Raw genomic sequence first — 25,584 nt, 5'->3', positions numbered from 1 at the left:
TGACCAAATACCAGAAGGGATCTTGCCGATAATACTGGAATTTCTGGGATCTAAGTGGCTTACTCGGGTTCAACACGCACATGCAAGTGTGTTACAGCCGTGACACCATCTTTGCGGCTACGTTGCACTTTGACCAGATAATCGCCGGCTCTCTTATAGGTATGTTTGGTGACAGCATAACCATTTTCATCCAGAGGTTTGACATTGCCATCCGATTTCACACTAACCGAAGGGCTGCCATCCCCAAAGTCCCAGACCTCATTACCTGCCGTATTACCAAATGAGCGTACCTTGAATATTATGGGGTCACCCACTCGGTTTTGCAGCGAAGGCCAATACACGGCGTGGATGCGGGGCACATATTTCTCCAGATTTTTCGGATCGAGTACATGGACTTCCGCGAAATCATAATCGACATGACCTTGTTGATCAGTGACTTTCAGGATCTCACTAAAAACTCCCGGCTGGTGATAGGTCCGTTTTACTTCAGCGCCACTTGCCGTAGTGCCATCTGTGAAGGTCCATTCAAAACTCTGAATACCGCCGGTTTTACTATAAGACTGAGAGCCTTTCAGAGTCGTTGAGTCTCCTGCTTTCAGAAAATGTTTGCGACGCGAGTTCGCAACCAGTTTGGGTTGATATTGGTTTCGATAAGCTTCCCAGAGAAATGCATAGCCAGCTTGTGTGCCCCATTTGCCCGAAGGCTGGCGGCTCTTGATTTCAAAATGGAGATGCGACCAGCCACCGCTGGCCCCTTTCTTTCCCAGGATGCCGATTTCTTTCCCCTGTTTGATCAGACGACCCGGACGGATATGATCATTGATTTTATGCAGATGACTGTAGCGGTAATACCAGCCTCGTGCATCCATGAGATAGACCACATCGTAACGAGGTGCAACTGGCGTATCTTGGCAGTGCTCTTCGAGGACATCGGTTCCAGATGACACAACAACGGCATCTGTGGCGGCGATGACTTTCGTTAGCTTTTCGGCTCCGCCAATATCCAGTCCACTATGATAATAGATTTTGGGGAGAATTTTTTTGCCACCATCAACGGGTTCATTGTCAAACCAGGTCCGAGTGGCAAACCAGCGTTGGTTAACGGGATAAATAAACGAACCAGGCTTGAGCAAGGGTGAGTCAGCGGGCCAAAATCGCAGACGGGCCTCTTTATCCAGACCCCAGAAGGCCGGAGTTCCGTTTGAGTTGTACCCCTTGGTAATCGAACAATCGATCTGCACACGCCCTGTCTTTCGAGGCAAATTATACATGCCTGATTCAAGTGCGATTTTCTCATCATCAACCTGTACGGTGACGATCGCACTACGAACCGCCTGTCGGATGGGGTCGCGCTTCTCATTTAAGTCGAGTAGTTTTACTTGTACCTGTTCGCCATTACTCAGAGTGACAGTCGTGGATTCACCCACATTTAAGTCGACAACGCGCACAATCGGTTCTATTGTCGATGGTTCTTCAGATCCTTCTAAAGTAATGTTGCAATTACAGAAACAGAGGAATGTCAGAATCATGAGGTAGCGCACAGATCGCAGATGTGACATCGTCATGGCAGGACTCTCTATAAGTTGGTAGGTATACATCAGGAAGTAGAATGTTTCTGATCGGCGATTAAACCGGCAATGAAACCCGCTTTAAAGCCTGCATTGATATTCACAACAGTTACATTAGCGGCGCAACTGTTTAACATACCTAGAAGTGCTGCGATGCCACCTAAACTGGCTCCATAACCAACGCTGGTCGGAACTGCTATAACAGGGCAGGAGACCCAACCGCCAACAACCGAAGGTAATGCGCCTTCCATGCCAGCAGCAACAACAATGGCGGAGACATTTTGAATTCGTGGTAATTGTTCCTGTAAGCGATGGGGGCCTGCTACTCCAACGTCGAGAATGAAGTCGGGTTCATAACCCATCCAGGTTAGGGTTTCGATTGCTTCTTCTGCCACGGGGCGATCACTGGTACCGGCGGTCAGGACGGCAATTTCCCCGGCAATGAGTTTTTCGTCAAACGCAGCATCTTTTTCCGGAATACGAACGGTGCGGGCTGTCTGATTGTAAATCGCCTGTGGAAATTGCTTGAGGACAGTTTCAGCTTGTTCTTCTGAAATCCGTGTTCCCAGACAACGTTGATTTGATTCAAGTAATGTTGAGAAAATTTCAACGAGGGAGGCGGAAGTTTTTCCTTCGCAGAATATCACTTCAGGATATCCGCAGCGTGAACTACGATCCAGATCGATGTTAGCAGAAGTCAGGATTGCTGATTTCTGCTGGCTCTGGTTCGCAAAATGAGAAACAGCCTGTTCCACAGAGAGTGACCCTTGACGAACTTGCTCAAATAGCGAAGAGAGTTGATCTTCAGACATTCGGGGACCTTGATTGACTTTATCAAACGAAGAGCAGGATGGTACACAAACTACCATCCTGCAGAATATTTTAGCGCGTGCAAGCACACATTTTGAAGTTGAATTTCGAAGAGAATCTTAAAATTATTCATTCCCTTGCCGCAGATTCGCGACGACGCTGTAATCTTCGAGAGTTGTTGTATCCCCCACGCTTTCACGACCTGCAGCGATGTCTCTTAATAGACGTCGCATGATTTTACCACTGCGTGTCTTAGGAAGAGCTGCCGCGAAGCGAATTTCATCGGGAGTTGCCACCACGCCAATCTGGGTACGCACATGCTGTTTCAGCTCTGCCTTAAGTTCATCGCCACCATCGTCAGTGGTCAGAGTGACAAAGCAGCAGATGCCTTCTCCTTTAATTTCGTGTGGGAAACCAACCACGGCCGCTTCTGCGACATTCGGATGTGAAACGAGTGCACTTTCGACTTCCATTGTACTCAAACGGTGACCGGAAACATTAATTACATCATCGATACGTCCCATAATCCAGTAGTAGCCATCTTCATCACGTCGTGCACTATCGCCAGCCAGATAGCAGCCTTCAATAGTGCTGAAGTAAACTTCTTTGAAACGATCATGATCACCGTATAATGTGCGTAACATGTGAGGCCATGGTTGACGCATTACGAGTAAACCTCCCTGATTGTCGCCCAGGCTTTCCCCAGCTGCAGTGACAATATCAGGGACAACGCCCGGTAAAGGAGTCGTACAGCTACCGGGTTTGGTTGCTGTCACACCCGGCAGGGGACTCATCATGATCCCTCCAGTTTCGGTTTGCCACCATGTATCAACAATCGGGCAGCGCTCCTGTCCGATAACAGTGTGGTACCACATCCAGGCTTCGGGGTTGATTGGCTCACCCACGGTTCCCAAAAGACGCAAGCTGGAAAGATCGTACTTATTCGGCCACTCATCGCCCCATTTGATAAAGGCACGAATCGCAGTGGGAGCGGTGTAAAAGATGTTAACCTGATATTTCTCAATGATTTCCCAGAAGCGACCTTCGTCAGGCCAGTTAGGAGCCCCCTCATACATAACAGTTGTGGCACCGTTCGCCAGAGGTCCATAGACAATATAGCTATGCCCAGTAATCCAGCCAATATCGGCAGTACACCAGTAAGTGTCATCTTCTTTCAGATCAAAAACCCATTTAGAGGTCATCTTCGTTCCCAAAAGATAACCACCGGTGGAGTGTTGTACTCCCTTGGGTTTACCAGTACTTCCTGAAGTATAAAGAATAAAGAGCGGGTGTTCGCTATCAAGTTCAACGGGATCACACTCAGCGGAAGCCCCATCCATCAGATCGTGCCACCAGTAGTCTCGATCAGGAACCATGTCGACTTCGCAACCAGTACGGCGGTAGACGACGACTTTCTCCACACTTGGTGATTTTTCCAGACTCTGATCAACGGCTTCTTTAAGCGGAATGTTTTTGCCACGACGCCAGCCACCATCTGAAGTAATCACGAGTTTGGCCTGAGCGTCATTGTTCCGATCAGCGATGGCGTCTGCACTGAAACCACCAAAGATAATGGAGTGGGTGGCTCCGATGCGCGAACAGGCAAGCATCGCAATGGCAAGTTCGGGTACCATTGGCATGTATAATGTCACTCGATCACCGGTTTCAATGCCCAGCTTTTTCAAGCAATTTGCAAATTTGCAGACTTCGCGATGTAAGTCTTGGTAGCGAAGGACACGTGTATCGCCTGGCTCACCTTCCCAAACGATGGCGGCTTTATTTTTTCGCCAACTATCCAGGTGACGGTCAATACAATTCACTGAGGCGTTGATTTTGCCACCGGTGAACCACTTTGTTTCCGGCATTTCTCCCTCAATGACTTGATCGTAAGGCTGTGACCATTCCAGTTCTTGTGCCAGATCGCCCCAGAAGCTGACGGGGTCGTCTTTGGCATGATTCCAAAGTTCCAGGTACTGTTCTTTACTGGAGATATTTGCCTGTTCTACAAACTCTGCCGGAGGTGGAAATGAGCGAGTTTCGTGAAGAACGCTTTCTATGTTTTCGTTGGCCTGGTCACTCATCGTTGTCATTCCCCTTTGTTTTATTTGGCGAGCGAAATAGGAACCGAGAATGTTGCTCATCAACGGCCTGATATTCAGGGACGTAGACTCGATTCTCTCTAATTATTGCTGAATTATTAAATAATGCTAAGTTAATGATTCTAGGGCAGTATTTTTTCGAAGTCAACAAACTGACGGATGCTTACTATCAGAACTTGGATTGCTTGTTTATTCAAGTTATCCCAAGGTGAAAGAGTGGAAAATCAAGCATATCGGGCTGGGTTAATTGGCTTTTGTACCACCTGCGAATGCGCTGTCGATGGTCTTATTATCAACGGGAAATGGATCGTTTGCTTGCTTCAAAAACTCTGTCGTCAAGATGTATTGATTACTGGCAACAAACTAATTTGCCCTCAAAAACACTACCATAGTACAGAATAGAGGCTAAAAAATGATTTGAGCCTTAACCAGGCACATTTTTCTTGCTTTCAATATGCAGTACCGTTTTAAAAGAAATTTGATATTCAAATTAGTTATTTTTGTGTAAACAAATATTTGCGAATAAGTGCCAACGGCTGAGCCAATGCTATGAAGTCATCAACCGGAAAATATTATATAGGGCTAGATCATATCAGGGCTGTCGCCATCTTTATGGTCTTTTCCTGGCACTTTATGCACCAAGAGATTTCCTTCACTTATACTCCTTCATTCTTTCCACTTTCTTTGATCAATGAGGGACATACCGGAGTTTCATTGTTCATGGCCTTGAGTGGTTATTTATTTGCGAAGCTACTCGATGGAAAGAAAATAAAATACGCTTCATTTTTGTGGAATCGTTTCTTAAGGCTTGCGCCATTATTATTTTTTGTGGTGACAGTCATTGGGATTCACCAATACTCAATCGGTGTTCCTTTTGATCTCTATTGTCTTGAGATTCTTAAAGGACTAATCTTACCAACCTTACCTAATGGAGGTTGGTCAATTGCAATCGAGTTTCACTTCTATTTATTGCTACCTTTTTTGTTATATATAGCGCGTAAATCAAACTATTCTCTTGGATTTACTATTTGCTTTGCGATTCTTTTACGACTCTTCTTATATGAAGAGGTCGGCCAAATTCAAAGGTTTGCATACTATACAATCATTGGAAGAATCGATCAGTTCCTCTTTGGTATGATTGCGTATCAAATGCGAGGTTATATCATGGGACGCCATATTTTAGTAATTGGTAGCTTCATCGCATTTTCGATATTTTTTTGGAACTTTGATCAATCAGGAGGTTTCCATAACAATCCGTCCTATCCCTCAAATCGACTCGTTTGGGTCGTTATGCCGACATTCGAAGGCCTCACATATGCATTACTCATTGCCTGGTACGATAATTCTTTTATGCATTCCACCAGTAGATTTTCCCGATTTATTGCTCTGATTGGTACCTATTCTTATTCGATCTATCTACTACACTTTTTTTTCTACAAAGTTCTGATCTTAATTATGGTCAGGTACATCATGCCTGTCTCTAATTTCTATATCGCCCTTTGTTATTCTGTGTTGGGATTTTTGTTCATGGTGCCGATTGGCTACTTGAGTTTTAGGCTCATCGAGTCTCCTTTTTTGAAGCTAAGAACAAACTATATCATAAAAAATGATACAGAGCGTGTTTTGGAAGTCCGCTCGTGTAATCGCTTAGGTAGCTCGGACGGGTAATATATCGAGAGGCTTTTGATTGTAGTAGGTGTTACTCTGCGATAGCGCGAAGCTACTGTTGTCAGATTCATTCGCTTCAACGACGAATCAAACTACGGTGTCTGCTTTGTTGTTTGAGAGGGCGGCGGGAAATTTCCTGCCAATGCCGGATGTCGATTTCATAGGGACCGTGCGGACGATCAAAACCACCGTAATCGCGATAATATTTTTCCAACTTTCCGATTTTCTGATCGACACGTAACTCTCCTCGTCGCTGACTTTTCGGTGAACGGCCCCAGACGATTTGAGAACCACCTGTTGTAATCAGACGATAAATCAAATCATCTAGAGATAGTTCCGCACTCGTTCGTGGCGGTGCTTCGATGGAAACAATATCAAGTTCTTTCCAATGAGGCCCGAGTGCTTCTGCCAACTGAGCGGCTCCAGTGACAGTCAAGTCTCCCCATGATGTGCCAGCAGGCCCCTCTGGGATCGATCGAATTCCCGTGATGACCGGATATCGGCGGGCATCTGAAACAGAAAAATCTTCGGGAGGTAACAAAACGCCTTCATTGTCAACCGGATATAAACTCTGTTTGATCTCGACCATCGCTGCCGGTTTACGAAATAAGACTTCAATTTCTATGTTATTGGTCTTTCGAACGGAGACGACGTTCTGTACCCAGGGGTGTTTCTGAAATGCTTCTGCGATTGTTTGTACTAAGTTTTTATCGAGTAGTGATAATTGATCGGGCAGTCGATTTTGTGCCATTACCTGATCGACGATGTCGATGGGAACATAATGTGGAGGAGCTGGTATCAGTGAAAGGTTTTTTGTTTCTATCTGGTATTCTTCTCGCTGAGACAGATCAGGGATGTAGCTTTTGAGCTTCTGAAAAAAGAATAAACCCGAGGCGATAACTGCTAGAAATACGAGAACCTTAGGTCGGAAAAGCAATTGAATCAGTGAGGAAGGACTCAGCGCAGAAGCTTTTTCTTCTTCAAATTCTTCCTCTTCTTCAATAACTTCTTCGACCTTCTTTTTTTTGACAGGTCGCTTTTTAGATTTGGGGGCTTTTCGGCTCATACGCTCTTTGTGATTACGGGCTCTATTTAAACGAGGTACTTTTAAATGTAATGTGGTTCTTATCCTGTTGCAGAAACTATTAGGCCGGATGCATGACTCAATTCCGCTGGAGCAATTACGGTACTGGTTCTTACTTTATGATTATCGCAATCTGATGCTTGTCGAGTTGGAGTGCTCTATAAAAAAGCTGATATTGTGGTGCCAAACAGGCCGCTTGGTTAAATTTTGTCAATTTTGCGGCTTATCGGCTGTTTTTGTCAGGCAATGGATGAGAGCCCGTTCGCACAATTCGCCAAAATCAATGCCGGCTTTAGCTGCTGCTTTGGGAACCAGGGAGTGATTTGTGAATCCAGGAATAGTATTTATTTCAAGTACCCAGGGTTGCTGAAAACGATCTAAGATCATATCGACACGGACAATGCCAGTTGTCCCTAGTGCTTCACAGGCATTCACACCTGTTTTGGTAATTGCCTGAATCACATTTGTTGGGAAGTCGAAATCGAACAGATATTCGGTTGAGTCTTCGTGATATTTTGCTTCATAATCAAAAAATTCACGTGCGGTCTGAATCTGAATCAGCGGTAGTACCTGATCATTGACCAAACTGAGAGTCCATTCAGAGCCTTTGATGGCTGACTCGAGAATTCCAAATGAGTCGTAGTGAAAACAGCGAGTCAGTGCTTGCGGTAATTCTTCAGGAGTCTGTACGATTGTAACTCCCAGGCTGGAACCTTGCGCATCCGGTTTTACAACCAATGGGTAGCCCATCGTTCGTGCGTGCTGCTCAATTCGTTGTGCGTTATCTGATTCATGGATCAACACATAAGAGGGAGTATTCACATTGCATTGAATAAAACGTTCTTTGGAAGCTGATTTACTGAAGGCGAGTTTGGATGTCGATGCATCGCAGCCAGAATAGGGGACGCCCAATCGATCGAGAGTCGCTTGAATGGTGCCATCTTCTCCATAAGTTCCATGTAAGGCAATGAAGACGGCATCACAGTTAGTCCAGTCATAGCGCTCGAGATCGATCAAAGAGGGATCAATTGTTTTTACCTGGTGTCCGCGAGACGTTAATGCACGTGCCACGCTTTCTCCACTTTGCAGGCTAATGGTACGCTCAGCTGATTCCCCACCAGCGAGCACAACGAGCTTGAATGTGGGTAGGGAATCGGTTTGTGAATCGGTCATCGAGAAGCTTCCTTGCCGCCAGATTCTACTTGTTTCGAGATTTAGTTTTAACAACCTTGTTTTACAGTCAATCCGGGGATTTTAGCAATCCTGCGTCAATCTGGAAATGTCGATCTTGAGTCAGGAATGTCTGTTAAAATAGGGCGTTTATGGCCATTCTGGTCAAAGCTACTGAAACAGGCGAATGGTTTTTCTCAGATGTCGATATGCTTTTTTCCCCAACGATTCAGGTGAAACAGCAATTTTGGCCTGACCTCCTGAGTGAATCAGAGGTCGCTCAGAAAAAGCATCCAGGGTGACCCGAGCCAGATAGGATGTATTACTCAGTTTTCTTTTCCCTGTATTGTCGACTTCTGTCGTAATTTCTTCACGATGGATCAGATTTGAGTGTAAGTCATTGGTGTCAATTTCTGCAATTTCCTGAATGGTTCCTCTCAGAAGTTGACCAGGATATTCATCTAATAGAATCCGGACGGACTGTCCTGATTGAATAAACTCGACATCTTCCTGGTCAACAATCAGGCGCGCCTGAAGTTGGTCAGGGTTGCCGATCGAACAAAGCCAGGTTCCTCGATCCAGGAAACAATTTCGATTTTCCTGATCCAGCGGCGAGCCTGACCAGTTGGGAAGTGATCCTTCTTCGGGAGAAGTCGATTTGGGTGGTGCTGGAATGACAGTACCTGTAATAGGGGCTCTGAGACTAAGTCGCTTGAAGTCTGTGAGGCGTTGTTGCAGTTGATCTTCTAGATCGGTCAGTTGTTCTGTTGCAGTTGGAAGTTCCTGAGCAGCTTCCGGATCATCTAATTGACGTTTTCCCAGCGTGTCGATACGAATTTGCTGCTCGTTGATTTGACCAGTCAATTTGAGTATTTCCTGTTGAATCTGGTCATTTTGCAATTCAGCGATCAGGGAACCCTGCTGCAATGAGGTTTGTGGAGTGACTGCTGATTTCAGGAAACCAGGCGCGGTAACATAGACGTGCTTTGCGTCCTTCAACTCAATGAGTGCGGGAGTGGTAATACGATGAGGCAGAGGTATGAACAGCAAGCCGCCCAATAGAATCAGTGTCAGTGTCGTACGTACCGTAAAACGTCGCCACTGAATTTGACCTGCTTTAGAATAGGTCTGGATTTCTTTAATACCAGATTTCAAAGGCACAACCAACATTCCCATCAAAATAAAAGCCCCTAGCGCCTGAGCGATGATTTCCAGTCCATAGGGTTCCAGAACATAGTAACAAACCGACAAAATCACGATGACAATAAACCAACGGTACAAAACCGAAGCAATTCCGTAGAAAAACAAAAATCTTCGCTGACGCGTTGGCTCTTTCAGTAGCGTGGGGGCCTTGTGGCCAAAAAACCAGTGATGCAGGCGATTGGAAACAATCGTTTGTGCCCTTTGCCTCAAGTTTGGCACTTCCAGCAAGTCCAGCAAAATATAATAACCATCATATCGTAACAAAGGGTTTCCATTCAGTAACAAAGTACTGACCGAACAGATAAAAACGACATTCAGACAGAGTGAGTGAAATAATCCCGGATAAGAGAACCACCACAGGAAGACACAAATAGATGCAATGATTAGTTCTACAAAGATACCAGCTGCACTCACAATGATACGATGCCACTTGTTAGGCATCGTCCACGCATCGCTGACATTGACATACAGGCAGGGAATAAATGCCAGCAACATCACTCCTAACTCATGACATTCGCCCCCAAATTGTTTGCAGGCCATCGCGTGTCCTAACTCGTGCAGTATTTTAACAAAGGCCAGACTGAGACCAAGGAGTACCAGATTTTTTGCTTCGAAAAAAGTAGCAAAATCGGGAAGTTGTGCAATCACTGCTTCGAGCTGTGTAAGAATTAATGTCAATGCGGCAATCATTAATACGAGTGAAGACAATAGAAACAATGGCGAAAAGCAAATAGATGACCAGGGTTGTAACCAGTTCAGAAAACGATGAGGATCAAGACCTCGAAAACGAATTGCCAGGGGATTCATAAATCGGGAGCGAAATGCTTGCTTCTGTTTTTGGCTTCGACGTTCCAACAGGATTTCACCCTGCCCAAATGCTTCGGCAACGATTAATCCTTCCTGATGCAGTCGTGATAAAAATCCCTGTAGTTGTGCGGCTTCCAGTTTCTGGGGTCGAAATCGTTGTTCGTATTCACGTCGAACTGTCTCAAATGACGCAATTCCGTCCAGCATTTGAAGGATAAAAAATTCTTCATCTCGCAGTTGATAATATTGCAATGAAATCGGGTCTTTAATGCCCCAATATTTTTTGCCGCCGAATTGTAACTGTTGAATACTCAGGTCGGCTCGCTTTTGCAGACGCAGAGGTTGATTCGAAAAGTCTTGAGGACCGAACGACATGGTGGCTGTACTGTCTTTCGCAATCGAATGGGTTACTTGATAATCAGAGAAGCACGCATGCCCGGTTTGAGCTTGAAGTCGGGGTTTTCAATATCTGCCCAGACGCGGGTCTGGTGGTTGACCGGATTAATTTCCGGACTGACAAACGAAATTTTCCCTTGGAACTCGAGTTCATTCTTTGTTCCCTGATTCACGATCAGGACTACAGGTCGACCTTTCAAGTTTAGATTCTGCAGTTTAGATGCATTTACGAGTCCTTCTGCACGTAATCGATCCAATTTTAAAATTCGAAGCACGGTATCACCGGGGCGAACCCATTCCCCGTTCTTTGCCATAATTTGTACGACCATTCCCGATAGCGGTGCCACAACTTTTCGACGTTGAATAGCCAGTGAAGCAATCTGTTCTGCATTCTGTTTCAAGCGAGCTTCTAATTGTGACGTCTTCGCTTCTTCTAAGGCCTGTTCGATTTCCAATTCTGCTTTTTCTGCAGTAAGTTTCAAGCGATCCAATTCGGTTTTGGAAATACTCTTGGGATATTTTTTGATGGAATCTTCCGCGCGCTGTAACTCAGATTTCGCTACTTCATATGCTTTACGGGCAAAACGAATATTAACGTCATTTTCTGCTTTCAGATTTGACATTTCCGATTCTAATTTCGCCTGTTTTAAAAGTAAGACAGCTTCTGAATCTTCAATTCGAGCCAACACTTCTCCTTCTTGAACCGACATACCTTCTTTGACCAACATTTTCTTGAGTTGACCAACTTCACGTGCGGGGACTTCTACTTGCTCTATGAGGCTCACTAATACTGAGTCAATTTTCAGGCCGGAAGAGCTCGATGATTGTGCCCAGGCATCCGTAAAGCCACAATTCACAAACAATAATCCCGTGATAATGGTGGACAAATTAATCAACACACGTGAATGATTCATGATATTTAATTCCTGGTCACGGAGAAGGTAGAAGGAATTGATGAAGTCAAAGTCTGATGCAATCTTGGTTAACGGCGTTTTGGGGATATTTTCAACTCATATCACATCCACCTACAGAAGGCTACGTAAATTCAGGGAACTCTGCGTTCGAGATGGAAACAGATGCCAAAACTACGGAGAACATTGTCAGAATACCCTATTTTTGGGGATCCACAATTGAGATTAGGACAATGTGTCCGTTAAGATCGAGTAAAAGAATGGTATTAATAATACTGTAGAAATTAAAAATCGTTTGAAACTCTTTGCATTCAGGTACTAGTCCTATGGATCAGTCTTCAACAAAACGTGGTGATAAAACAGCTTCTCGTCGTACTTTTCTCAAATCGACGGGAGCTGCCGTTGTGGGTGGTTTTTTCGCACCTGCCATTCTGGGAGCTGAGGATAAAGCCGGGGTTAAGAATCCGATAATGGGTGAAGGTGAGTACAAATATGAAGCAATCCACGGTTGGGGCGAGGTTCCCAAACACATCCAATGGGGAGAAACACATGGTGTGTGTGTTGACGAAGCAGGATTAATTTACGTCAAGCATCGTTCCAAAAACAAGACACCTATGGATGCCATCGTCGTATTCAGCCCGGAAGGAAAATTCGTGCGATCCTTCGGCAAGGAGTATCATGGTGGTGGGCATGGTATCGACGTTCGCAAAGAAGGAAACGAAGAGTTTTTATATCTCTCAGATACCAAACATGGAGTAGTAGCAAAGACCAATCTAAAGGGAGAAGTTGTCTGGAAAATCAGTCGTCCAGAAACTCCCGAACATTACAAGAAATCAAATACTCGCTACAGTCCTACAAATGTCGCTTTTGCTCCCGACGGTGGAGTTTATGTCGGTGATGGATATGGATCGCACTTTATTCACAAATACACAAAAGACGGAAAATTCGAATTCAGTTGGGGGGGAAGTGGAACTGAAGCCGGCAAGATGAAAACGCCACATGGTATGTGGTTAGATGAGCGGAGTGGAAAACCAAAAATCGCTGTCTGTGATCGTGCAAACCATCGTTTACAATATTTCACGCTAGATGGAAAACATCTTGGTTTTGTGAATACCGTTAGCTTCCCTGCCGATATTGATATTCGAGGGGACCTCATGGTTGTTTCTGACTTGCATGCACGTGTCACATTGTTTGATAAGAATAATAAAGTTATTACTCATTTGGGGTACAATCAGGATTGGACCAATCAAGTGCTGGATGGCTTTAAAGTTCGAAAGCAGCCCCGATTATGGAAAGCAGGACGATTTATTCATCCACATGATGCCTGCTTTGACGGGGATGGTAATCTCTTTGTAACGGAATGGGTTTCAGTAGGCCGGGTGAGTAAGTTGAAGAAACTAAGCTAATGCCAAGTTCCTTAACCCACAATCTTCACGTTTCTATTTTATTCACCATGGTTGGAGCCTGATGAATTTTTCTCACGAGTTCGACGAACAGCGTTTCTTCGAAATATGGACAACGGTAAAAATTGAACGCCCTGTGAACTTTTCTCTGTTTACATTTGGTGATCAGACTTTGCCTTATTTTCTGGTATGTGGTGCGCCGCAGCGTGGTTCTACGGTTAGTATTCGTAAGGGAGAAGTGAGTATCACACGTCCCACGATTATTACTCCAGACAGTATGGAACCTGAATTTCGAAACTTCTTCGAGGAACAGGAAGAAGCAGAATTAGCGGCTTTTCTCTTATCTCGTACAGCTGGTTTTTCGAATCTCAAATTTACAAATACCAGTGGCCCCGAACGTATTGTCAGTGACAGTATAGAAGAAGCGGTTGCCAAGTTGAATCAACAGCTTGATGACGAAGAAGAGGAGCACGTTGCCATTCTCAGTGCGCCGCCTGACATGGGAGGCATTGCCGTTATGCGTTATGCCGCTGAGCGTGTCTGGGAAAGCGCTCCTGGAAATATTCAGGAATTAAGAGAACGTGGTTTTCTTAACTGACAACAGAATTTAGTTTTTCAGCTAAAATTTGTTTGTTCTCAGTCCAGCTTATTTTGGAATTTGATTCAACGTATAATACGCTTGAGGGTGAAGTAAGGATTGTCCATCACTGCTTCTCACTCCATCCGCCTGCAATTCATGAACGTAGAGTTCACGGAGGCCTTTGATCTTTAGTTTAACTTTTAAACCATCCGCAGAGGCAGTGAGGTTTTCGAACGTTAACTCTTTAGCCAAAATTTCGTCACTGCCATAAGAGGAGTGGTACGTATAAGTATAGCTCTTCATTTTATAAGATCTTGGGTCGGTGGCAGTTTTGGTATCAACGGGTTTCGTGAATTCTAATTCGAAGCCATCGGGCTGAGCACGCATTTCTTTAATTTCGAAGGGTATCTTCCGCGTCCAGATTAATCGTTGTAGTCCGTAAGAAGCAGTTCCCAGGCTGCTCCAACCACGGTTGCTTAAGCCGACGAACACACTTCCATCGGTTCCCTGGTCCATACGAAGTACGGCAGAGGCGAAGCCTGCACGGAACGGAAAGCAGGCTCCCTGATACTGACCATCAATTTTTTCCAGGAAGACACGTTGCATCGCGGCTTGTGTAAATTCTCCAATGAAAAGCTGACCATCAAACGGACCAAATTTCCCACCACTATTGTCGAGCATAATGTCAGTGGTCGACTGCCCGACTTTCTTGTATGGAAACCAGACTGCCGGAGGCTTGAGTTGCGGGAACCGTCTCATAGCCTCGGGAAAAGGGAGCCCATTGGGAATCGTTTTGATTCCCTGGATTGGCGATCCTTTCAGATTCATGGAAGCTAATGCTTCAACATGATGAAAGAAGGCTCCTTTACGCATATGGTGCAACGTATTGGTGGCGACCCAGTTTCCCTGTTGATCGGTGTAGAACATATCTCCGGCACGGTTCACACCTAATCCAGAGGGAGAACGCATACCGGCACAGACTGGAATCAGTTTTCCCTCAGGAGTACATTTCATACCCCAGCCTCGCCAACGACCTTGTGAAAATCCGAGTGTTGGTTCATGGACGGCTCGTTGTTTGTGTTCTTGTTTCAGGCCCAGGCCAATATTCAATGTCAGCCACATGTTACCCTGGTGATCAAGTTTAGGTCCATAAGCGTACTCATGGTAGTGCCCTGTCACACCCCAGCCTTTTGCAACTGTCAGATATTCATCTGCCACCTCGTCTCCATCGGTATCACGAATCCGCGTCAATTCACTGCGTTGTACCGTGTAAAAGGAGTTATCTTTCCAGATTAATCCTAGTGGTTCATGAAGTGCAGTCGCAAAACGCTTGTATGTCACATTTTTCGGCGGCTCATCATACACGCCATCTAGAATCCAGATTTCGCCTTTACGAATCGTAACGGCAAGGCGTCGTTCATCAAGCACTGCCATGCCACTCACCTCCAGTACAAGATCACCGGGCGCTGGCTTCCAATTTTGCGAACGAGATTTGGTTTGTGCTTTTGAAGTCATAATCGAAACGAGTCGATAATAGTCCTCTTCGCTCTCGGCGAATGCAGACTGTTGCACGTCAACGTGAGCGAAGCACATCATCAGCACAAAAACCAGAAGTGAGAAATGCAATCGATTTACCATTGGTATTTCACCTCAATTACGATGTTATCTTTGGCTGGAATTGGTATAAGCCAGTCGGTTTCATTTTCAATGGTATGTAGTTTACCAGTCTTTGCGAGAATTCCTGAAATTGATACCATTAAACCAGTATCATTTTTCATAGTAGTCAAATTGATCTGTTTCAGAGATTTCCCCGTCAATCCACGGAACCATAGATTTTCCTGTTTACTCAATGGCTGATTTCGTTTGATCTTCAATTGTCGTTTCAGTGTTTGTTTTTCGACAGGCTCAAACCGGTCTTCGATTTCAAATTGTTGAAAGTGATAGAGAAAGGTAGGGATACCCTCTGCATCAATTTTAAATCCTCGAAATTGATAAGGACTGTCTGCAGAACTGATTGCTGGCCAGCGTTGATTTAGACTGTTTAAGACCGCAAATGGTGATCCTGCAGGCATCAGCACAGGGCTTTCACCAAGAGGTATTGCCGGTGGTGCAAACCGAATAAACCAAGTTCCCTGTGCGTCGAGGAAGCGTCCTTTCCAGGCAATGGCAGGTCTAATATGCTCGGCATCAAATGCGAAATGAACTTTTTCCGGGAAGCCAACAGCAATCGCATGTGTTCCCGCTGCTTTCATAAAGGTGCGTAAGATAATAGGTCGTTTTTTGGGAACTAACTCATAGTTTTTGGACTTTGCTTCGATTATTTTTTCTGGTAGAGGCTGTTTCTTGCCCGCTTTAAGATAGGCCCAGGCAGAAGCGATTTGTCGATCCACATTACCATCGAGTAGCGATATATTCTGGCTTTTTCCATCAGGGAAAAAAGTAGGCATCCGAGTTCGCGGTTTGAGTGCTCCCGGGTTCAACAAAAATTCGCGAAACCAATTGGCATGCACGCGATTCGTGACATCACCCAGATCGGTACCTACCACCCCAGGCATGTTTTCACCTCGAATCGGATGGCATTGTATGCAACCTGTCTCCAGCATCATGCGACCTGCAACAGCCAACTTCGTAGAGTTATGAAAAATTTGTTTTTCTGTTTGTCTCTGAGTGCGATCTACCGCTTCAAACATCGCAGGTAAAGTCGAAATGACTTTGGCAGGAAAGACTGGCATGCGAGCCAGCATATGGGGGCGAATGTCTCCTTTTCCATTGAGAACCTTCGTTAGCCATTTTTTTTGCAACTTATAACCGACGCCCATTAACGTAGGTGGAATGCGTCCTTCATCACCCAGGTCAATATGTCCGTCAGTTTCAAAATAAGGCTTACGATTGAAACCGACACCCCCTTGTTTCTCTCTTTCGTGACAGGCGAAACAGTTGAGTTGCAATATTTGAAAGCTTAAACGCTGTTCGGTATCTGATTTATTGTCGTCGGGCAATTTTTCAAACACCTCCTGTATCGCAGTTTGCTGTTGATCATCAAGAGGATAGTAGGGCAGGCCGTTCTGATGGTTAGTGAGACAGCCTGTCGATGCTTGCTTGCCTAATTTTATAAGAGGCTTTGCATGTTCTTTCTGCTGTAAATTTTGAACTGTGTGGCAATTTACACACTTCAGCTCTACAAAATGTTTTTCCCCTTCGGCAATGAGTGTGGAATCACTGTTGGTAATTTTTATTTCATCTTGAGGTTGTTGATCTCTTAGTAAGTAGGCAGTGATGTCCGCAGCTTCCACAGCCTTTAATTTGAGATTCGGCATACGTCCTGACGGCCGACTTTGAGCTGGATCCAGCAGAAAAAACGTTAATGCCTTACGAGTGTACTTTGCCGGCAGATTCCCATGCGGAACCGACTTAACAGGACGCATTGCGGCTGACAAGCCTAGCTCTTTAATGTCTTCCGGGTCGAGTTGTGCGAGCATTTTGTCGGTAGGAGAAATTTTCGTTTCACCTGGTTCGTAGGTTTCATCCGGCTCGTGACAGGCAACACAGCCGATCTTGTGGTACAAATTCTGTCCCTGTTTCACATTTCCTTTCTTCCAGAATTCATAAGGGACTGGATTCGCACCTGTGGCCTTAATTGTTGGGTATGCGGTGCGTTGAGCTGCCAAGAATGCGGCTAATGCGTTGACCGTTTGGCGTTTTTTGTTTTCTGAGAAACCATGTAGAACGTCGGGCATCGTTGTGCCAGGTTTGACTAAATGTGGAGATGTGAGATAGTCCCTGATCCATGTTTGTAGCCGACGATTACCAATACCGCTCAAGCGAGGGCCGCGTTTGGGTTGTAATTCAGAACGTGGTGTTTGATGACAGGCGGTACAACTCAGCTCGCTCAATAATAGCCGTCCGCCAGTTTGTGATTCAATTTCTCCATGCCGTGCAAATCGATCGAAACCTGATACAAAAGGAGGACTTTTGATGTCACAGTAAGCCACACTGCCATTAAGCAGGAAAATATGCCCTAACAGAGAGAATATCAATAGCCGACTCATCGCAAGTTTCTTTCGTTCAGAGCGCTCTAACAGGGCAGAATCCGTTTTTTATTTTCGTCACGATTTAGCCCATTCTAATTCTAGGTGGATATATTGATCATAAAGTAGCATTGCATGCAAATCAATCAGGGCAGTTTAACTATCAGAGTCCATGCGATTCTTCATCGCTTCAATGAGACCTTATTATTGAGGTCATAAATCTATTTCTTCGAAGAAGGAATGGAATGCTGTAGTTCGAAGAGCAATAAGAACAAACTGGATCCGCTAAACTCAATAAGGATGTTCCTACTGAGTTTGCAGACTTAATTCGCTTTCATCGAGCGCATTTTGTAGAGTGGCTGAATATTCTTTGTACTGGCGGTCCAGCTCGGTATAAGAGGCGCCGGTTAGCTCTTCCAGAGTTTTTGCGTTGTTGCGAACTCGGGAGTTAAAGCTATAAAGTTGTGTCAGCTGACTGATAAAAGCGTCGCGATATTTTCGGCCTTCAGCATGCATAAAAAAATGAGACAATCCTGAGGCTTGACTATAGTTCGGACTTATGTTTGGGCTCGTCTGAAATGCATTACGGCCCATAGAGGCAAATGTCTCCAGAGGAATATAATAGTTGTCTTGCAGGAGACGATAACGGGCTGCGTTGAAGCGAATGTGTTTTGGATTCCCGGATCGGAAAACATCGCCTTTTCTCTCAAATGATTCCATATAGCAGGCAATGCCTTCGATTGCCCAAAAATGATTCTTCTCGCCAACTTCCCTGTTTTTGGAAACGATACCCGCTTCATAAAACAATTGATGCGTTGCTTCATGATAAAGTGTTCCCAGATCGCCATCCGCGTCAGGGCGATGGTAAAAATGAGAAATCCGATCGCCAAACAGATAAATACCGTGTGTTAATCCGATTTGTGGAATCTCTTTCTGTAATCTATTTACGTATTCTTCCCGAGTACTGTAGTAATGCATCACATGCTGATGACCATTTTTTCGTTTGAAAAAGTTTCTGGCTCCTTGAAATAACTTATTCAGTTGCTCTGGTGTATTGAAAAAGCCAACGAAGGTCTGATGGAAGTAGCGATAAAAATCTTCCATTTCGGTTGCCAATTTGACACCCATTTCGAGGCTGTGATTCGTTTTAATCAGAAAATGTTCGGTACGGATTTCCCAGGCGTTTCGAAAGTCACGCCTGATTTCCGCTTCCTGTGCTGCCGACTTCCACCGACCATTGACGTAGCGTTCTCCTTTTTCATAGCGGGCAATATGAGCGGCCGGAAGCCAGCCATACTTTTCATGCCATTGATACTTTCGGCGTTGCATCTCCTTTTCGAAAGGAGTAACCCAGTCATTGCCGTTACGAACGTAACCCAGAATCAATCTAACTGAGCGATGATCCGGGTTAAGAAAAGCGGTTTCTAAGACCAGGTCATATGCAAAACTGGGAAAGCCTGCATGCAATACTTTGCGCGAAAACACAAACAGATCATTTGCTTGTTTCTCCTGCAGATTACGAAGTTTCAAACGCCAGGCACGTTCTCCTATGGGTAGGTTAAGAGGAATTTCATCACGCACTGATTTTGGAAGTGGATTTGATTGCGGATCAAGCTCATCTAACTCTTTCAGCAACTGGGTGATTTTCTGCACTCCGTCAAGCTTTTGATCTTGCTGACATTGAACGACTAGTTTCTTCAAATTCGCTTCAAAGTTTTTTTGCAAAGCCGCGTGTTGTTTCTGATAAGTCATCAGCGCGCGAGAGTTTTGTGCGAAGCTTCGAGTTGGCATTCCCAGTAGTAACAGGAAGATCATCAGACTGTAAAACAGGATGCTGAAATTAAAACGTCTATTTGTATCTTCAACCAGTCTCAAACGGGCAATAGTGATGCCGAAAAAGGATTGATGATTTTGAATAGACATAATCGCAGTTCTTCCTTATTGAAGCCGAAGCTGGAAATCTCACTTTTTAATTGTAGACGAGGAGATCAGCGGAAAAAAGAAGTATTCTTGAGATTAACCGTGAATTCGATTAAGGCAGTCCTTGTATGACAGTTACACCATGTAATGTGACTCGATCATAAGTGGGTGCGAACTCGATTTCCTGCGATTCATTCATAGTTGGTCCGTTGCCCCCTTTGGAATAACGTCGAAGAGTTGCTTTACGGTTTCCAAAGGAACGCATTGTGTACAAGTCTTTGGATTCATCAAAGCTAATCGTATCGGCTCGAGCAATAAAGGACTGATTCATAGGAGTACGCTTATTCTTGATGAGCGTATTCCCTTCCAGTTCTGCATTTCCTTTTGCTAATACTGAAATGAATTTCTTTTTCTGACCGTTGATCTCATGCTGGATGAGTTTCAAAGAATTACTGCGCATCCATCCTGTCTGGGGAGGGAGTTTATTGGGATTAATGGTATCGAGAGGTCGTTTGACGGCTCCATAAGTAATTTGCACGCGATCGTCGAAGTTAGTACTGCGTTGTGAAACATTACCCTCCATTTTGCCGTTAAAGTCAATCCGCGTGTAGGTCCAACTATCTGTGTCGGTCTTTTGTGGTTGATTGGCTTGTGAAACTTTTGTTTGCGAGTCAGGTTTTCCCGGATTTTCTCTCCGCCACAAAATCAACCACCCGGGGCCGTTCGCTTCGGCATTGCCTGTTTCCTGATCGACATTCATCTGCCAGAAACTGGCGCGACGAATTCCAATTAATCGATTCTCCAAATACTCATTACTCTCTACTTCCACTCCATCTCGACAAGTAATGAGTTGGACTTTTGGTTTCTGTTCCTTTGAATTCTTTTCTGTAAAGGAAACTCGATCAGACAGAATGACTTCCATCTCCTGACAACGTAGCCGGTTGTCTCCCATATTGGTTCTGACTTTTCCGAAGAAGTTTGCTGTCAATCCATCGAAAATCATTTCCTTTTCCCAGTGTATTTCCAGGACCTGATCAGATTGGGCTGCCGAATGACTTTGGGGTGATTGTGCTTTATTTTTTCCTTCTGTAATGCCTTCTGCACCGGAAAGTAAACCGGCTGCGGATCGGCTACCCCCACGCACGGGGAGCAGTAGTAGTCCTTTCCCCTGAACTTCAGCCCGGTTTGCGAGACGATAGAGAAAAATATTCTCTCCTTCAATCTGAAAACCTCGTTCATTGATTTTCGCAGGACTGCCAATGATATGTACCACTTGGTCATTGCTGCCTTTGTTCCGAATATGTAATTGGTTACCAGTGATATGCAATGGTTTTTCTTGTTCACCATGAAGTTGTTGAACAGAGACATTTCCTTTGGTCCAAACTTCTGCGACTTCAGCTTTGCCGAGTACATTCTTTTGCACACGCAGTGTCATTAAGTCTGCAGTTACCATTACTGGCTCGAGCGGTTTATTTGTGTCGCTTCTACCAAAGAAATCAGAATTTTTATTACGAGACGGGATCTTAGCTCGACCTTCTTTTGAATCAACAGTTTGTTTGTTATTGGTTGAGACAGTTTTTTTAGGTTGGATTGAAAAAGGGCCACTTTGATTCATGGCGAGAGTCTGTATGCGTGTTGATTGAGGTACCTTTAATGAAAGGATTGGATCCTCGACTGCAAATGCGACCTGTTTGACAGTCGGCTGTTGTAGCTGCGTTTGATTTTCAATAGGCGCATTGGGTGCTGACTGCGGAGTCGCCACAGGACCAAACCAGACTTCGAGTCGTTTGGTTTTTCCTCTGAGTTGGGGACTGTAAATGGCAACATCCTGCTCCGCAATCATTTTATACGGATCCAATTTGTTCTCTATCTTTTGAGAGTTCTTCGATTCCCGTTGATTTGATCCTTGTTTTTTTGAATTGACTTTTTTTAAAGAAGGCAAATCACCTTTTAGCCATAAACGTATTATTTGGGCAGCGAGTGCAAATTCTTCAGTCGGTTGTCTGACGATACACTGTTTTTCCAATTCTACCATTTCGAGTCCGTTCTCTGGATCAACGGATTTTTTCATCTGTTTGGCCCATTGGGCTGCCATAGTTAATTGGCCCGTATTGGCATCGCGGTGTTTGATCCAACCAGCTCCCTGGCAGGTGACCGTTTCTAACTTCCCTTCCTGATTCTGGACAATAGTGATCTCAGGACACCGGAGTTCTGAGGATTGTTGCAAAACGCGAACATCTCGTTTGTCAGTCAGGACAATGGTTTTAGTATCTTCGTTATAGAAAAGTCGGGTCATCGTGCCTGTAAACTGGTTCTCTTCAGAGATGAGTGTGACGTTGTTACCCGTAGCAACTAGCTTTTGAAATTTCAAATTTCCACTGGAGTGACTCAGAGTAGACTTGCCTGACTCTTTTTCAATTGTACTTGGACTATCATCATTGGCTTTACGAACAAACTGTAAATTTAAATTATCGCATTGCAGAGTATCAGCCTGATGCGGGCTGGTTGGTTGATATACGCGAACGTCGTCGGTAAACGTTCCCTGATTTGTTTCTAGGTTAAACGTGAAACTTCCAGTGCTTTTTACTGTTGCAAAACGTGGTTTGCCGTTTCTTGAAGACTCTAGCTTTTTTTTCAAGGCCAGTTCCATGTACACATCTCGCCGAAGTACGATTTCCCTTATTCCCTCTGCAGCCGGCTTGAGCTCCGTTGGTTTAGTGGCAGAAGGTATCAGTTTCATTTCAATGCCTCGCGCATGGCCTCGATGGTTTTCATACGCGAAGCGTACTTCATGATCGCTCCAGATATTCATCGACGATTCATCGTAGAAGAAATTACGCCCATAAATGATGAGACCATTCGGTCCTGTAATTTTTACATTGCCTTCTAACGAGCCAGCAATCATCCGTCCAGGGTCAGTGTGTTTGACCCCAAAAGGGAATTCAAAGCGAATCAGTGCCTCTTGACTCATTAAGGCAAAAGGTTGTTCGGCTTCCCCTTTTTTGGTGTCGAACATTAACATCGCAAACGGTTTCAAGCGTGCTGCTTTTTTCTCTTCTTCCTGTTCCCATTTCTCAGTATAAACAAAGACGTTTTCATCTTGGAATTGATAACGTGCATCGGCTGCCCAAGGGCTTTCGGGAAGGTACGTATTGGCCCTCTCGTTATTGCCGGTTGCATAAGCGGGCGATTCGATGACTTCTTTCGGAAATTCGCGGCGAATTACTTTTTCTTTAATCACAAGCCGTATTGCCTGCGCATATACCAGATATGCACCAGTTAGTGAAGCTGTTGTAACCCAGATCAACAACAGACGACTGGCTATCAGGCGATCGAATAATCCATTCCGATTATGGTGAATGGCTCCGGACATAGAAATTACAAGGTCGTTTCTAAAATAGGATGTGACTTATTGAAATGAAAATTAAGATCCGATTTAACCCGCTTCAGTGTTCACTTCGGTTGATTCACGTTGTGGTTGCCAACCAATGACGTCGGTAATATCGATGAGGCCTGCTAATTGATGTTGTTGATCTACAACAGGCAGTTCGCTTAATTTGCGAGTTTTAAGTAATGTAATTGCTGCTTCCAATGAAGCATCAGACTGAATGGTTGTGGGTTCGGCTGTCATAACTTCAGAAATAGGACGATCCAGCTGTCCTTCGCGACGTTCTTCAAGTAGTCTGGCGAGGTCACTATCAGTAAAGATGCCGGTGACCTGATCTAATCCATTGACAATAATCACAGCACCACTTCGGCGACCGGGACGACTCAACTGAATGAAAGATTCTCGAATGGAAGTGGTTTCTCTGGTGACACGCACTTCCTTACGATCGCGCATCACTTCATTGATTTTCGTTAAACGTCGTCCCAGACTTCCGCCAGGATGAAATGTTGCAAATTGTAATGGAGTGAACCCGCGTGCTTTGCTGATCACGAGAGATAAGGCGTCCCCCATGGCAAGCATTGCGGTAGTCGTTGTGGAAGGCGCCAATTGATGTATGCCTGCTTCTTTTAAATCTCCTAAACATAACACTACCTGAGATGCCCGCCCAAGAGTGCTTGTCTCACGGGCAGTGATACTAACCAGTGGCAGGTACATTTTCTGGACAAGTGGTATTAAGCGCCTTAGTTCTTCTGTTTCACCACTATTAGAAAGCGCGAGTATCATATCATCTGCGTGAAGACAACCCAGGTCTCCGTGAATGGCTTCTGCCGGATGTAAGAAATGAGAACGCGTGCCTGTAGAGGAAAGTGTGGCACAAATTTTTTGCGCGATGAGTCCCGCTTTTCCCATTCCTGTGAGAATCACGGCTCCTTTTCTTGAGAGTATTAAATCGATGGCATCACAGAACTCAATTCCCAAATTCTGTCCCATCTGGCGCAAGGCATCTGCTTCGCAAGAAATGATTTCACGCGCATCACGTAATTGGTCAAACTGTGAAAACTCGATTACCGACCTTGCAGGCAGAGAACTCATTGCGCCATTCCTTTGTCGCATCATTGAGGGCATTTTCAGGGGAGCGGAAGTATAAAAGGAAGCCCAAAACGGGTCAATCCGAGTCCAGGAACATCAAATTGGCGTAAGTTACTGTTTTAAAATGGCTTATCGAACTTAGTTCACTGAAGTTATTCCAACGACTGGCAGTATAATCCTTCTTGTTATGATTTCATGACAAGGATTGTAGAAGAATGCACGAATCGACACTCGTATTTTGTATGAGACCATCTAAAATGTTTTTTCCTTCGATAATCTAGTGATAGATAGTTAACTCTATCTCACTATCTGCCACACATATTCTAAAAAGAACAATAGCCTTGGTGATTTCGATGGCGGATTCATTTTTTCATGAAATGATTTTCTCAACATCGTGAGCTATTTAAGCTTAGATAACTCAGGTAACAGTAGACGGATAATTATGTTTGTAGATCGTGTTGATATTTATTGTAAAGCCGGTGATGGTGGAGATGGTTGTACCAGTTTCCGACGGGAAGCACACGTACCTCGTGGTGGTCCCAATGGTGGGGATGGGGGTAAAGGTGGAGATGTTGTTGTGCTTGCAGATGAGAATGTCAGTAGTCTGGCGAATCTCATTGGTCATAAACATTGGAATGCGGAGCGGGGAGGCCACGGGCAAGGGAGTTTAAAAACAGGGAAAAGTGGCCAGGATGCTATCATCATGGTCCCCCCCGGTACGTTGGTACTGGACAGCAAGCGCGGGCATCTCTTACGTGATATGAAACAGAGTGGTGACCGAGTTGTCGTAGCGAAAGGTGGGGATGGAGGACGTGGAAATCGTCATTTTGCGACAGCCACTCATCAGACACCCCGTGAATTCGAGCCTGGAAAGCCAGGAGAACACCGGGATGTTTCACTCGAGTTAAAATTAATCGCTGATGTCGGATTAGTGGGAAAGCCCAATGCTGGAAAATCTACTCTATTAAGCCGCCTTTCTAAGGCACATCCTGAAATCGCTGCTTACCCATTTACCACAAAATATCCTAATTTAGGGCTTGTGCGCGTCGGTTTTGACCATCAATTTGTGGTGGCTGATATTCCCGGTTTAATTGAAGGCGCCCATGCTGGGATCGGGCTCGGGCACGAGTTCCTGAGGCACGTCGAGCGAACGCGGGTACTTGTGCATCTGGTAGAACCTTCACCCATGGATCAAACTGATCCAATTCAGAACTATCGTCAGATTCGGGAAGAAATGCGGCTCTATGATCCTACTCTGATGGAACGCCCAGAAATCATCGTCGTCACTAAATGTGAGCTTCCTGATGCAACTCCTGTTGCAAAATTGCTGGAAGAGGAGCTAGGTCATTCCATAATGCAGATTTCATCTGCTACGGGAGAAAACCTGGAACAACTGATTCGGATGATTGTCGACGAACTGCAAACGCTGGAAATTGAGGCTTGAATCTTGTGAAGGAAGA

At 44.9% G+C, this 25,584-nt stretch carries 16 protein-coding genes; 4 read left to right on the top strand and 12 right to left on the bottom strand.

Annotated features, from left to right (window positions below; genetic code table 11):
* Nucleotides 1-59 precede the first annotated feature (59 nt).
* From V202x_RS26485 to acs, 3 genes are all read right to left on the bottom strand, one after another.
* Nucleotides 60-1,565 carry a PKD domain-containing protein gene (locus V202x_RS26485; RefSeq protein WP_197993111.1) on the bottom strand — a complete coding sequence of 502 codons (1,506 nt, stop codon included), beginning with the start codon at nucleotides 1,563-1,565 and terminating at the stop codon, nucleotides 60-62.
* 32 nt (nucleotides 1,566-1,597) lie between these two features.
* A complete protein-coding gene (larB, locus tag V202x_RS26480) occupies nucleotides 1,598-2,380 on the bottom strand; it encodes a nickel pincer cofactor biosynthesis protein LarB (protein WP_145179978.1) in 783 nt (260 codons plus the stop codon).
* A 123-nt stretch (nucleotides 2,381-2,503) separates the two neighbouring features.
* On the bottom strand, nucleotides 2,504-4,459 hold the full coding sequence (acs, locus tag V202x_RS26475; protein WP_145179975.1) for an acetate--CoA ligase: 1,956 nt from the start codon (nucleotides 4,457-4,459) through the stop codon (nucleotides 2,504-2,506).
* A 567-nt stretch (nucleotides 4,460-5,026) separates the two neighbouring features.
* Between acs and V202x_RS26470 the strand changes: the two genes are divergently transcribed.
* The gene (locus V202x_RS26470) at nucleotides 5,027-6,145 is read left to right on the top strand and encodes an acyltransferase family protein (RefSeq protein WP_145179972.1); all 1,119 of its coding nucleotides are present in this window, start codon (nucleotides 5,027-5,029) and stop codon (nucleotides 6,143-6,145) included.
* A 76-nt stretch (nucleotides 6,146-6,221) separates the two neighbouring features.
* Here V202x_RS26470 and V202x_RS26465 read toward each other — a convergent pair whose 3' ends face one another.
* The 4 genes from V202x_RS26465 to V202x_RS26450 form a co-directional block, all read right to left on the bottom strand.
* Nucleotides 6,222-7,211 (bottom strand): cell division protein FtsQ/DivIB, encoded by a 990-nt coding sequence (locus V202x_RS26465; RefSeq protein WP_145179969.1) that lies wholly within the window; start codon nucleotides 7,209-7,211, stop codon nucleotides 6,222-6,224.
* 228 nt (nucleotides 7,212-7,439) lie between these two features.
* Nucleotides 7,440-8,402: a D-alanine--D-alanine ligase gene (locus V202x_RS26460; protein ID WP_145179966.1), complete on the bottom strand. Its 963-nt coding sequence runs from the start codon at nucleotides 8,400-8,402 to the stop codon at nucleotides 7,440-7,442.
* 168 nt (nucleotides 8,403-8,570) lie between these two features.
* Nucleotides 8,571-10,784 (bottom strand): HlyD family efflux transporter periplasmic adaptor subunit, encoded by a 2,214-nt coding sequence (locus V202x_RS26455; RefSeq protein WP_145179963.1) that lies wholly within the window; start codon nucleotides 10,782-10,784, stop codon nucleotides 8,571-8,573.
* Nucleotides 10,785-10,816: 32 nt separating this feature from the next.
* Complete coding sequence (locus tag V202x_RS26450) at nucleotides 10,817-11,719, bottom strand: efflux RND transporter periplasmic adaptor subunit (protein WP_145179960.1); 903 nt, start codon at nucleotides 11,717-11,719, stop codon at nucleotides 10,817-10,819.
* Between the two features lie 323 nt (nucleotides 11,720-12,042).
* On the opposite strand from V202x_RS26450, the gene V202x_RS26445 reads away from it, so the two are divergent.
* Together V202x_RS26445 and V202x_RS26440 are read left to right on the top strand one after the other, a co-directional pair.
* On the top strand, nucleotides 12,043-13,122 hold the full coding sequence (locus tag V202x_RS26445) for a peptidase (protein ID WP_145179958.1): 1,080 nt from the start codon (nucleotides 12,043-12,045) through the stop codon (nucleotides 13,120-13,122).
* Between the two features lie 61 nt (nucleotides 13,123-13,183).
* Complete coding sequence (locus V202x_RS26440; RefSeq protein WP_145179955.1) at nucleotides 13,184-13,717, top strand: hypothetical protein; 534 nt, start codon at nucleotides 13,184-13,186, stop codon at nucleotides 13,715-13,717.
* Between the two features lie 48 nt (nucleotides 13,718-13,765).
* Here V202x_RS26440 and V202x_RS26435 read toward each other — a convergent pair whose 3' ends face one another.
* From V202x_RS26435 to V202x_RS26415, 5 genes are all read right to left on the bottom strand, one after another.
* Entirely contained in the window at nucleotides 13,766-15,295 is a 1,530-nt protein-coding gene (locus tag V202x_RS26435) for a hypothetical protein (RefSeq protein ID WP_409996693.1), read from the bottom strand.
* 35 nt (nucleotides 15,296-15,330) lie between these two features.
* The gene (locus V202x_RS26430) at nucleotides 15,331-17,748 is read right to left on the bottom strand and encodes a c-type cytochrome (protein ID WP_145179950.1); all 2,418 of its coding nucleotides are present in this window, start codon (nucleotides 17,746-17,748) and stop codon (nucleotides 15,331-15,333) included.
* 285 nt (nucleotides 17,749-18,033) lie between these two features.
* Nucleotides 18,034-19,650: a DUF1570 domain-containing protein gene (locus V202x_RS26425; RefSeq protein ID WP_145179947.1), complete on the bottom strand. Its 1,617-nt coding sequence runs from the start codon at nucleotides 19,648-19,650 to the stop codon at nucleotides 18,034-18,036.
* A gap of 109 nt (nucleotides 19,651-19,759) precedes the next feature.
* Entirely contained in the window at nucleotides 19,760-23,020 is a 3,261-nt protein-coding gene (locus tag V202x_RS26420; RefSeq protein WP_145179944.1) for an LptA/OstA family protein, read from the bottom strand.
* 63 nt (nucleotides 23,021-23,083) lie between these two features.
* Nucleotides 23,084-24,127, bottom strand: coding sequence for an SIS domain-containing protein (locus V202x_RS26415; protein WP_145179941.1), 1,044 nt, complete (start codon nucleotides 24,125-24,127; stop codon nucleotides 23,084-23,086).
* Between the two features lie 439 nt (nucleotides 24,128-24,566).
* Between V202x_RS26415 and obgE the strand changes: the two genes are divergently transcribed.
* Nucleotides 24,567-25,568 carry a GTPase ObgE gene (gene obgE, locus V202x_RS26410; protein WP_145179938.1) on the top strand — a complete coding sequence of 334 codons (1,002 nt, stop codon included), beginning with the start codon at nucleotides 24,567-24,569 and terminating at the stop codon, nucleotides 25,566-25,568.
* The last annotated feature ends 16 nt before the right edge of the window (nucleotides 25,569-25,584 follow it).

The sequence above is a fragment of the Gimesia aquarii genome, assembly GCF_007748175.1.
GTDB lineage: Bacteria > Planctomycetota > Planctomycetia > Planctomycetales > Planctomycetaceae > Gimesia > Gimesia aquarii_A.
The sequence above is the reverse complement of the archived record's forward strand: the minus strand, read 5'-3'. Positions and strand labels throughout refer to the sequence as shown.